Annotated in this window: 7 protein-coding genes and 1 tRNA gene; 5 read left to right on the top strand and 3 right to left on the bottom strand. The window is 68.6% G+C overall.

The window, feature by feature from the left end:
• Nucleotides 1-186 precede the first annotated feature (186 nt).
• The 3 genes from pepN to ABZ826_RS04565 all read left to right on the top strand — a co-directional run bounded on the left by pepN (nucleotide 187) and on the right by ABZ826_RS04565 (nucleotide 5865).
• Nucleotides 187-2691, top strand: coding sequence for an aminopeptidase N (gene pepN / locus ABZ826_RS04575; protein ID WP_361442042.1), 2505 nt, complete (start codon nucleotides 187-189; stop codon nucleotides 2689-2691).
• A gap of 349 nt (nucleotides 2692-3040) precedes the next feature.
• Complete coding sequence (locus ABZ826_RS04570) at nucleotides 3041-4447, top strand: aminotransferase class V-fold PLP-dependent enzyme (RefSeq protein WP_361442478.1); 1407 nt, start codon at nucleotides 3041-3043, stop codon at nucleotides 4445-4447.
• The gene (locus tag ABZ826_RS04565; RefSeq protein ID WP_361442039.1) at nucleotides 4444-5865 is read left to right on the top strand and encodes a SidA/IucD/PvdA family monooxygenase; all 1422 of its coding nucleotides are present in this window, start codon (nucleotides 4444-4446) and stop codon (nucleotides 5863-5865) included. The genes ABZ826_RS04570 and ABZ826_RS04565 overlap by 4 nt, the downstream gene beginning before the upstream one ends.
• Before the next feature lie 104 nt (nucleotides 5866-5969).
• Here ABZ826_RS04565 and ABZ826_RS04560 read toward each other — a convergent pair whose 3' ends face one another.
• On the bottom strand, nucleotides 5970-7781 hold the full coding sequence (locus ABZ826_RS04560; RefSeq protein WP_361442036.1) for a 5'-nucleotidase C-terminal domain-containing protein: 1812 nt from the start codon (nucleotides 7779-7781) through the stop codon (nucleotides 5970-5972).
• A 135-nt stretch (nucleotides 7782-7916) separates the two neighbouring features.
• Between ABZ826_RS04560 and ABZ826_RS04555 the strand changes: the two genes are divergently transcribed.
• On the top strand, nucleotides 7917-8621 hold the full coding sequence (locus ABZ826_RS04555) for an SIMPL domain-containing protein (protein WP_361442033.1): 705 nt from the start codon (nucleotides 7917-7919) through the stop codon (nucleotides 8619-8621).
• A gap of 125 nt (nucleotides 8622-8746) precedes the next feature.
• Entirely contained in the window at nucleotides 8747-10180 is a 1434-nt protein-coding gene (gene pyk, locus ABZ826_RS04550; RefSeq protein ID WP_361442030.1) for a pyruvate kinase, read from the top strand.
• A gap of 17 nt (nucleotides 10181-10197) precedes the next feature.
• Here the strand turns inward: pyk and ABZ826_RS04545 are convergent, their stop codons facing one another.
• Together ABZ826_RS04545 and ABZ826_RS04540 are read right to left on the bottom strand one after the other, a co-directional pair.
• Nucleotides 10198-10986 (bottom strand): helix-turn-helix domain-containing protein, encoded by a 789-nt coding sequence (locus ABZ826_RS04545; RefSeq protein WP_361442027.1) that lies wholly within the window; start codon nucleotides 10984-10986, stop codon nucleotides 10198-10200.
• Nucleotides 10987-11068: 82 nt separating this feature from the next.
• Nucleotides 11069-11151, bottom strand: a tRNA-Leu gene (locus ABZ826_RS04540).
• Between the last annotated feature and the right edge of the window lie 636 nt (nucleotides 11152-11787).

Here is an 11787-nt window from a genome sequence, read left to right as displayed (position 1 = left end):
ATCGGTCGAAGCCCGTACCGCAGGACGAGCGCGGGCGCCATCGACCTCTACGCCCTCCTCGGAGACGTTCCGGCAGGCACCCAGGTCCGCCGCGGCCCCGAGCCGACTCCGCAGAGCCGGCCGCCGCCGATCAGCCTTCGGACAACCCGCCTGCGCCCGGCCCACCCCGTACGGCAGCATGGACGCATGTCCGTACTGACGCGCGACGAAGCGCAGACCCGAGCCCAGTTCCTCGACGTACACCGGTACACGATCGACCTCGATCTGACCGGCGGGGAGGAGACCTTCGACTCCCGCACCGTGATCCAGTTCACCGCGACCGCGCCCGGGGACACGTTCGTGGAGCTCAAGCCGGCCACCCTGCGCTCGATCAGCCTCGACGGACAGCCTCTCGACCCCGCCGCCCTCGTCGAGAACCGCTTCCCGCTCACCGCGCTCACCGCCGGCGCACACGAACTGCGCATCGACGCCGCCATGCGCTATTCCCGCACCGGCGAAGGCATGCACCGCTTCACCGACCCGACCGACAGCGAGACGTACGTCTACACCCAGCTGTTCATGGAGGACGTCCAGCGCGTCTTCGCCGCGTTCGACCAGCCCGACCTCAAGTCCGTCTTCGAGCTCACCGTCACCGCACCCGAAGGCTGGACCGTCCTCGGCAACGGCATCGCCCAGCACCGGGGCGACGGGCGCTGGACCCTGGCCGCCACCCCGCCGATCTCCACCTATCTCGTCGCCGTCGCCGCGGGCCCCTGGCACTCCGTGACCACCGAACACGCCGGACTGCCCTTCGGCATCCACTGCCGCCGCTCACTGGCCCCGTACCTCGACGCGGACGCCGACGAGATCTTCGACATCACCCGCGCCTGCTTCGACCGGTTCCACGAGAAGTTCGACGAGCCCTACCCCTTCGACTCCTACGACCAGGCCTTCGTACCCGAGTTCAACGCGGGAGCCATGGAGAACCCCGGACTCGTCACCTTCCGCGACGAGTTCGTCTACCGTTCCGCCGTCACCGACACCGAGCGCCAGACCCGCGGCATGGTCATCGCCCACGAGATGGCCCACATGTGGTTCGGCGACCTCGTCACCCTCGCCTGGTGGGACGACATCTGGCTCAACGAGTCCTTCGCCGAGTACATGGGCTACCAGACCCTCGCCGAAGCCACCCGCTACACCGACACCTGGGTCGACTTCGGCGTCGCCCGCAAGGGCTGGGGCTACGACGCCGACCAGCGCCCCTCCACCCACCCCGTCGCCCCCGACCCGGCCGCCGTCCCCGACACCGCGTCCGCGATGCTCAACTTCGACGGCATCTCCTACGCCAAGGGCGCCTCCGCACTGCGCCAACTCGTCGCCTGGCTGGGGGAGAAGGACTTCCTGGCCGGCATCAACACCCACTTCGCCCGCCACAAGTTCGCCAACGCCACCCTCGCCGACTTCATCGACAACCTCGCATCGGCCACCGACCGCGATGTCCACGCCTGGGCCGACGCCTGGCTGCGAACGACCGGAGTCGACACCCTCACCCCGCAGATCGACGAGTCCGCCGGCACCTGGTCCCTCACCATCGACCACGCCGGCAGCCGCCCCCACCGCATCGCCGTCGGCGCGTATGACCACGCCCCCGACGCCCACTCCGGCCCCGGCCGCCTCGCCCTGCGCGACCGGTTCGAGATCGACGTCCCGCAGAACGGCACGGCCAAGGAACTGCCCGGCCGCCGCCCCGCCCTCGTCCTCCTCAACGACGGCGACCTCAGCTACGCCAAGGTCCGCCTCGACGCCACATCCTGGGACACCGTCGTACGCGACCTGTCCGGCATCCCCGACGCGCTGACCCGCGCCGTCGTCTGGAACGCCGCCCGCGACATGGTCCGCGACGGCGAACTCACCCCCACCGCCTACCTCGACGCCGCCCGTGCCCACCTCCCGCACGAGACCGACCTCGCCCTCGCCCAGGGCGTACTCGCCTTCGCCGGCACCCACATCGCCGACCGCTACCTCAGCCCCGAAAAGCGCCCCGTCGCCCTCGCCACCCTCACCGCCCTGTGCCGCGACCTCATCCGCCGCACCGAGGACGGCCACAACCCCGGCCTGCGCCTCATCGCCGTACGCCACCTCATCGACGCCGCGACCCAGCCCGACACCATCCAGGACTGGCTCGCCAACGGCACCGTACCCGGCGGACCCGAACTCGACCCCGAACTGCGCTGGCGCATCCTCACCCGCCTCGCCGTCCTCGGCGCCACCGACGAAACCGCCATCGCCGCCGCACTCGAAGAGGACCCCAGCGCCACCGGACAGGAAGGCGCCGCCCGCTGCCGGGCCGCCCTGCCCACCCCCGAGGCCAAAGCCACCGCCTGGCACGCCCTGTTCAACGACGACAACCTCTCCAACTACCTCTTCACCGCCACCGCCCAGGGGTTCTGGCAGCCCGAACAGGCCGACCTCGTACAGGACTACGTGCCCCGCTACTACCCCGAGGCCACCCGGCTCGCCGCCCACCGCGGCCCCGCCATCGCCGATGCCGCGGGCCGCTACGCCTTCCCCGCGTACGCCGTCGACGCCGACAGCCTCCACCTCGGAGAACAGGCACTGAACGACAAGACCCTCATCCCGGCACTGCGCCGCAAGCTCATCGACCAGATCGACGACCTGCGCCGCGCCCTCGCCGTACGCGACAGCCACTGACCTCCCCGATCCACACCACCCCGACCCCGGGATCCGCACCACCCCGATCCCCCACAGATCCACACCACCCCGACCCCGGGATCCGCACCACCCCGATCCCCCACAGATCCACACCACCCCGACCCCGGGATCCGCACCACCCGTGCCCGGCGCCACCTCCACCACACAGGAGGCGCCGGGCACACCCGTATCCGGCGCCACACCCATACCACCGGAACCCCCGAGAACAGCCCCCCGCCCCATCCACATCCCCCTTTCGAGTTCAGATCACCGAGCTCCGCGGCCGCGCACCCGAAAACCCGGACAAGCTGGCATGTCCACCCATGCGCACCCGAAGGGCCCCGCCGCCATGCCCACCCCACCCCTCGCCGGCTCGACCACCGGCCCCGCCGCCCTGCGCCCCCTCATCGACACCGTCCTCACCGCACTCCAGGACGGCGCCCACCGACGCGACGGCCCCCTCCCCGCCGGCGGACCCGACGCCGTCACCCCCAGGATGCGCACCGCCACCCACCCCGCCATCCCCGACCACGGCACCGGCGCCCACGACGCCCTGCGCACCCTCGTCGGCGCCCTGGCCGAAGGCGCCGCGGACCCCGCACACCCCCTCTGCGCAGCCCACCTCCACACCCCGCCCCTCGCCCTCGCCGCCGCCGCGGACCTCGCGGCCTCCGCCCTCAACCCCTCCATGGACTCCTGGGACCAGGCCCCCGCAGCCTCCGCCCTCGAAGCCGACATCACCGCCGCACTCGCCACCGAGATCTACCCCCACCACCCCTCACCCGACGCGCTCATCACCACCGGCGGCACCGAAGCCAACCAACTCGCCCTGCTCCTCGCCCGCGAACGCAACGGCCCCGTACAGACCATCTGCGCCGCCAACGCCCACCACAGCATCACCCGCGCCGCCTGGCTCCTCGGACTCCCCGAACCCGTCGTCATCCCCGCCCCCGCCGGCGTCATTGACCCCGCCGCACTCGACGAAGCCCTCACCCGGCTCCACAACCCCCACCGCGCCCTCCTCGTCACCGCCACCGCGGGCACCACCGACACCGGACGGATCGACCCCCTCGCCGACATCGCCGACCTCTGCACCACCCACGGCGCCGAACTCCACATCGACGCCGCGTACGGCGGACCCCTCCTCTTCAGCCCCACCCACCGCGGCAAGGTCCACGGCCTCGACCGCGCCCACAGCGTCACCCTCGACCTGCACAAACTCGGCTGGCAACCCGCATCCGCAGGCATCCTCGCCGTCCCCGACCGCACCCACCTCGACACGCTTCACCACCACGCCCCCTACCTCAACGCCGACGACGACACCGAAGCCGGCCTCCCCGACCTCCTCGGCCGCTCCCTGCGCACCACCCGCCGCCCCGACGCCCTGAAGATCGCCGTCACCCTCCAAGCCCTCGGCCGCACCGGACTCGCCGACCTCATCGACCGCACCATCACCGCCGCCCACCACCTCGCCGACCTCATCGCCACATCCCCCACCCTCGACCTCTACGACCGCCCCACCATCAGCACCGTCCTCTTCCGCCCCACCGACGCCGACGACAACACCGTCGCCACCATCCGCCGCACCCTCCTCACCCGAGGCCACGCCGTCCTCGGCCGCGCCCACACCGACGACCGCCTCTGGCTCAAAGCCACCCTCCTCAACCCCCACACCACCCCCCACGACCTCCGCACACTCCTCGACCTCGTCGACCGACTCACCCACGACCTCGCGGAAGGCAACACCCCCCGATGACCGACCTGCCCACCCCCGAGAACGGCCGCCCCCACGACCTCGTCGGCATCGGCATCGGCCCCTTCAACCTCTCCCTCGCCGCCCTCGCCCACGGCATCCCCGGCACCCCCCACCCCCTCACCGCCACCTTCTACGAACAACGCCCCGCCTTCCACTGGCACCCCGGCCTCCTCATCGACGGAGCCAGCCTCCAAGTCCCCTTCCTCGCCGACCTCGTCACCCTCGCCGACCCCGCGAGCCCCTGGACCTTCCTCAACTACCTGCGCAGCCGCGACCGGCTCTTCCCCTTCTACTTCGCCGAGCGCTTCCACATCCAACGCGCCGAATACGACGCCTACTGCCGCTGGGTCACCGACCGACTCCCCGGCCTCCACTTCAGCCACCAGGTCGACGCCGTCCGCTGGAACAACGAACGCGGCCTCTTCGAAGTCGACTTCACCCAACTCGACAACGACGGCGAAGCCGAAGCTCTCGGCCGTGCCCACACCCGCCACATCGCCCTCGGCATCGGCACCGAGCCCTACGTCCCCGAACCCCTCAGACCCCTCACCGAAGCGGAATCCGTCCCCGTCATCCACTCCGCCGACTACCTCCGATACCGGGACAGACTCCTCGACGCCGAACACATCACCGTCATCGGATCCGGACAGTCCGGCGCCGAAATCTTCCTCGACCTCCTGCGCGCCCGCCCCACAGGCCACGAAAAGCTCCACTGGCTCGCCCGCACCCAGGCCTTCGCCCCCATGGAGTACTCCAAACTCGGCCTGGAACACTTCACCCCCGACTACAGCCGCTACTTCCACGCCCTGCCCGAGTCCGTACGCGACGAACTCGTCCCCCACCAATGGCAGCTCCACAAAGGCATCGACGCCGACACCATCGCCGCCATCCACGACGAGCTCTACCGCCGCACCCTCCACGGCGGCTGGCCCGACGCCACCCTCACCCCCGGAGTCTCCGTACGCACCGCAGGACGCGTCGCCAACACCCGCGTCGAACTCCACCTCGAACACGCCCAGCAGAACACCCGCTCCCGCCTCACCACCGACGCCGTCGTCCTCGCCACCGGCTACCGCGAACGCTCCCTCGACCGCATCCTCAGCGGACTCGACCCCTACATGCGCCGCGACGCCTCCGCACGCCCCCGCATCGACGACAACTTCCGCCTCGTCCTCGACCCCACCGTCACCGGCAACGTCTACGTACAGAACGCCGAACGCCACACCCACGGCGTCGGAGCCCCCGACCTCGGACTCGCCGCCTGGCGCAGCGCCACCATCCTCAACCACCTCACCGGCACCAACGCCTACCCCCTCCCCGAACGCACCGCCTTCACCACCTTCGGCCTCACCCCCCGGGCCTCACACATCCCCACACCCCAGAACCCCGACCTCATCCCCCTCGTCCAGGGCAACTGAACCGGCCACACACACGCAGACAGCAAGCGGCCGCCCCCTCCCGAAGGAGAGGACGGCCACCGACCACAGGGCGAGCGCCCAGGGCCTCATTGCCGGTCGCGGCACTAGAACACCGGCGCACCCTCACGCGTCAGACGCCAGTCCACCGAAGCGAACTGCGACACGTCCACCGAACCCTTCGCCTGCACCCAGGCGATGATCGTGTTACGGATCTCCTCCGAATTCGCCCACAGCTGCTTGGCACCCGCCACATGCGGGAAGTTGCCGCCACCACTCGCCCGGTAGTTGTTCACCGCCAGCACGAACTGAGCCGCCGGATCGATCGGCTTACCCTCGAACGACAGATTCATGATCCGCGAACCGTTCGGCTTCGCGATGTCGATGTCATACGTCAACCCCGACACCGCGTCATAGTTGTAGTCTGGAGTGCTGTCCGCGTTCGTCAGCTTCGCCGTGTCCACCGGACCACCGGCCGCCGTCTGCACGTAGTACCGGGCCGAGAACTCCAGATAGTCCTTGATCTGCGCCCCGGTCAGCAGCCGCGCCTCAAGGGTGTTCTCGAACGGATACAGCCCCGCCGCGTCCTTGATCGTCACATTCCCGGCCGGAATCTGCGCCGTACGCGAGAAGCAGGACGCCTGCGAGAGAACGGGAAGCGCCGCATACGCACCACCGGCCAGCGCCGTCTTCACCGTCTCCGCCTGGACGACATTGATCAGATCGATGATCGGCTCGTCCTTCCAGGCCGCCTCCGCCGTCGTCATCGCCGCCGTGCACGTGCCGATGACCTGATTGACGTACGCCACGACCTTCCTGTGCTCGTCCGTGAGCAGCTTCGTGATCTTCGGGTCCTCGGCCACGGTGTTGGAGTTCAGCACCTGCGAACCCGCCTTCTCCACCACCCAACGGCCCTTCTCCCACACCAGATCGAAGTCGAACAGCGTCAGCCGCTGCCCCCACTTCAACGGCTCGGAGAGCACCACCTTCTTGCCGGTCTGCTTGTTCTCCACGAAGTACTCGGGGATCTCCAGATGCGCGTGCCCGACCAGAATCGCGTCGATACCCGGCACCTGCTCCGCCACCAGACCGGCCGCGTTCTCGACGTACGGGACCTGATCACCGTACGACGACGTACCGCTGGTGCCCGAGTGCGCCGATACGATCACGACATCCGCACCCATGGAACGCAGCCGCGGCACGAACTTCGCCGCCTGCTCCTCCAGACCGGGGAACACCATCTTCCCGCTGACGTTCGCCTTGTCCCAGATGGCGATGCCCGGGTTGGTCAGACCCAGAATCGCGACCTTCACATCCGGACCGTGCGGAGTGCGCATCTTCTTGATCACATAAGGGGCGAACGCCGGCCGCAGCGTCTTCGCGTCCAGCGCGTTCGCACCCAGCAACGGGAAGTCGCACTGCTCCTCGAACTTCCGCAGCACCGGGATGCCGTAGTTGAACTCGTGATTGCCGAGCGCCGCGGCGTCATAACCGATCGCGTTCATCGCCTGCGCCATCGGATGCACCGGACCGCGCTTGGCCGTGATCGGGTCGATCTTGGCGTAGTAGTACGACAACTGGGTGCCCTGGATCGTGTCACCCGCATCGATCATCAGGGTGTTCTGGCGGCCCTTCTCCCGGCGCACCTGGTCCACCAGAGTGGAGATCTTCGCCAGGCCGACGTCATTGTGCGCCTTGTCGTCGAACTCCTGGTCCGTGAAGTAGTCCCAGTTGAAGACATTTCCATGCAAATCGGTCGTGCCCATCACGGTGAACGAGTACCGCTTCGACGGACGCCCCTGCCCATGACCCTGATCACGGTCGAGGGCTGCGGCAGGTACGGCAGAGCCCCCGGCGATCGCCACACCGGCACCGGCGACCGCCGATGTGCCCAGGAACGTCCTACGGTTCAGCGGCATTTCTACTCCCACATCTCAGTTCTCGCAGTACACAACGCGCGTAGATGATGACCCAGGAGCCACACCCGGCAACACCCCCTGCGGGTTTCGATCTGATGACCACCCGCTGTCGTACCCGGATGCGACAGTGGACACATGACCGACACCCCGCCGCCCTACGGCACCCCCGAACACCCCCGCGTCGCCGTCCGCGGAGAAGCCCGACTCGAAGTCGACCCCGAGACCGCCCACATCGGCATCACCGTCAGCGCCCGCGGAAAAGACCGCCGCGCCGCTCTCGAAGACCTCACCCGCCGCAACGGCCACGTCCTCGAACTCGCCCGGTCCTACGGACCCGCCATCGAAAAACTCGAAACCGGCGCGCTCTCCATCACCCCCGAACCCACCAAACACGGCCGCGACGAAAAAATCCGCGCCTACCACGGACGCGTCCACGTCACCGCCGTCCTCAACGACTTCACCGCACTGGGCGAATTCACCGCCCGCGTCGCCGACCTCGACATGACCCGCGTCAACGGCCCCTGGTGGGGTCTGCGCCCCGACTCACCCGCCCACGCCAACGCCCGCCGCCAAGCCGTGCACGAAGCCGTCCAACGCGCCCGCGAATACGCCGACGCCCTCGGCGCCCGGCTCACCGCCCTCGTCGAACTCGCCGACCTCGGCGCGGAGAACACCGCCCCGGCGGCCCCCATGCCCGCCGGACCCGGCGGCATCCGCGGACGCGCCGCCTACGGCGGAACGGCAGCCGAACCCGCCCCCGCCCTCGACCTCGAACCACAACGCCAAACCGTCTACGCCCAGGTGAACGCCCGCTTCACCATGTCACCCCCACGACTATGAGACGCATGCTCATCCGAGCACCCCGGCGCACAATTCAACACTTGTCAATAACCCTTCACCCAAAGGACGTTGGGTAGTCATGCGCAGCCAAATCACTACCCGTAGGTAAGGTCTAGGGTCGAACCATGCGCCGAGCAAAAATCGTTTGCACCCTGGGACCCGCCACCGACACATACGAGCAGATCAGGGCATTGGTCGAAGCGGGAATGGACATCGCCCGCCTCAACCTCAGCCACGGCACCTACGCGGAACACGAAGAGCGATACCGCCACGTACGCAAGGCCTCCGACGAAACCGGACGCAGCGTCGGCATCCTCGCCGACCTTCAAGGCCCGAAGATCCGCCTCGGACGCTTCCGCGAAGGCCCCGTACTCCTTGAACGCGGCGACACCTTCACCATTACCGTCGAACCCATGGAAGGCGACCGCCACACCTGCGGCACCACCTACGACGGCCTCGCCACCGACGTCGCCACCGGCGAACGCATCCTCGTCGACGACGGCCGCGTCACCCTCGAAGTCACCGAGGTGGACGGCCCCCGGGTCCACACCACCGTCATCGAAGGCGGCATGGTCTCCGACCACAAGGGCCTCAACCTCCCCGGCGTCGCCGTCTCCGTCCCCGCCCTCTCCGAGAAGGACATCGAAGACCTCCGCTGGGCCCTGCGCACCGGCGCCGACGTCATCGCCCTCTCCTTCGTACGCAGCGGCCGCGACATCGAGGACGTCCACCGCATCATGGACGAGGAGGGCCGCCGCCTCCCCGTCATCGCCAAGGTCGAGAAACCCCAGGCCGTCGAGAACATCGACGGCATCGTCGCCGCCTTCGACGGCATCATGGTCGCCCGCGGCGACCTCGGCGTCGAAATGCCCCTGGAACAGGTGCCGATCGTCCAGAAGCGCGCGATCAAACTCGCCAAGCGCAACGCCAAGCCGGTCATCGTCGCCACCCAGATGCTCGACTCGATGATCGACAACTCCCGCCCCACCCGCGCCGAGGCCTCCGACGTCGCCAACGCGGTCATCGACGGCACGGACGCGGTGATGCTCTCCGGCGAGACCAGCGTGGGCAAGTACCCCGTCGAGACGGTCCGCACGATGTCCCGCATCGTCGAGGCCGCCGAGGAGGACATCCTCGCCAAGGGCCTCCCGCCCCTGAACGACCGCAACAAGCCCCGCACCCAGGGCGGCGCGGTGGCCCGCGCGGCGGCCGAGATGGGCGACTTCCTGGGCGCCAAGTTCCTGGTCGCCTTCACGCAGAGCGGCGACACGGTCAGGCGCCTCTCCCGCTACCGCTCACCCATCCCGCTCCTGGCCTTCACCCCGGCCCCGGCCACCCGCTCCCAGCTGAACCTCACCTGGGGCGTCGAGACCTTCCTCGGCCCGCACGTGGAATCGACGGACGCGATGGTGGCCCAGGTCGACGAGGAACTGCTGAAGATCGGCCGCTGCGAGAAGGGCGACGTCGTGATCATCACGGCCGGCTCCCCGCCGGGAGTCCCGGGCTCGACGAACCTGGTCCGGGTGCACCGCATCGGCGAGGACGACAGCCCGAAGTAGACCGGCCCTCCAGTGCCTCAGTACTCCGGCCCGACGTGGGCGTCCATGAGCGCGACGGACGCCCGTCGGGCGACGGAGATGTTGTATTTCCTGCCCGCGCGCATGCAGTGCTTCCACTCGACGCCCAGCTTGTCGAGGGTGTCGGTGTAGAGCTGCCTGATGTCGTCCGAGACGTTGGTGAACCAGTACCTCGGGTACTCGTAGCGCTTGCGTTCGCCTCCGACGAGGCGAGTGGTCCAGTTGGTGATCCGGCACCCGTCGGAGTGGATGAGCCCCCGGACGAACGCCCGGGGGTTCGCATCGACGATCTTCTGCTGCCAAGGCTCCAGCGCGATCTCGCGTTCGTGCTTCTTGCCGCGCCCGTGCTGTGGGAGCAGGCAGAGAAGGTGCTTCGAGTAGACCTTGATGTTGTGGCAGTCCGTCTTACGGACCCGGCACGTGGCGTTGTCCGGGAACACCTTGCGCATCGCCGCCTCGGCCTCGTCCTGAATGCCGGGCCAGGAGTCGTCGAGAGTGATCATGAGGTTGGGCACTCGATGCTGCGAGTACTGGCTTACATGGCCGTCGCCCAGGTAGAGGCCAAGAAGGTACGCGTAGGCGGATGCGTCGAGATCGACGCCGTCACAGCGATGGCATTTCGGGTTGTGTGACCCCGGACGCTCGCCGGGCTTGGAGCGATCAACGTGGAGCCAGTACGAGACGGTGCCGCGAGGCACATTCAGCTGACGTGCGACATCCGCGCTCTTGGCGCCGGACCGGAGGAGAGTGAGCGCCTTCTGGCGCACTTCTATGCCGCGGAAGATCACGCCACCACCCTGTGTGACGCAGCGTGGCCATGGGTAGCAAAAAGCGGATGTTCACGAGAACGTGAACATCCGCTTTGAGATGTGCCGGGTGCGGGAGTCGAACCCGCACGTCCTTTCGGACAGATGTGTTTGAGACATCAGCGTCTGCCATTCCGCCAACCCGGCTGGCCAACCCGCAGCGAGTCTACCGGGTCACCGCAGGTCCTTGCAGCTAGGTAGGCCGCATGGGCACCAGCATCTGTCCGGCCCGCGATGAAGAGCCCCGTTACCACGCCCGAGTCGCCCCGGCTCGTCGTCGATGGCGGCAGCCCACGTGCGGACCGCGGGATGTTTGCACGGGGAGAAGTTGTCCAGCGCCGGGTGCGGCTCTTCGTCGGGCCCGGCCCGCAGGGTCCTCAGCAGGCCTAGGAACTCGCGCCACCACTTGCGCCGGCGGATGCGGCGAAAGGTTGCCCGGCTGATCCGCTGCAGCCGATGCTTCTCATCCGTGCTGACCAGCCGGACGAACGTACTCGGTCGACGCCTCGCGACTGCCGCCAGGATCGGACCCTGGTGACCGTCTTCTGAAAACCGGGCAGGGCGTCGATTACCCGGCCGACGATGCGAGCCGAGTCGTCGGCCCGGCACTCGGCCGGGGCTCGCACTCCGCCTCGGGGCGCAGGGGGAATCAGGGAACGGGAATAGGGCGATGACTGGCCGAGGCGGCTATGCGGGGGATAGTCGTCGCGCATTCCCTTCCTGCCATGCAAGTGGGCACATTCAGAGACATCGGCAGAATATTCCCTGATGTCCCTCCGTTGG

The sequence above is a fragment of the Streptomyces sp. NPDC047515 genome (assembly GCF_040643055.1).
Classification (GTDB): Bacteria; Actinomycetota; Actinomycetes; order Streptomycetales; family Streptomycetaceae; genus Streptomyces.
This window is presented reverse-complemented; position numbering and strand designations above follow the sequence as displayed.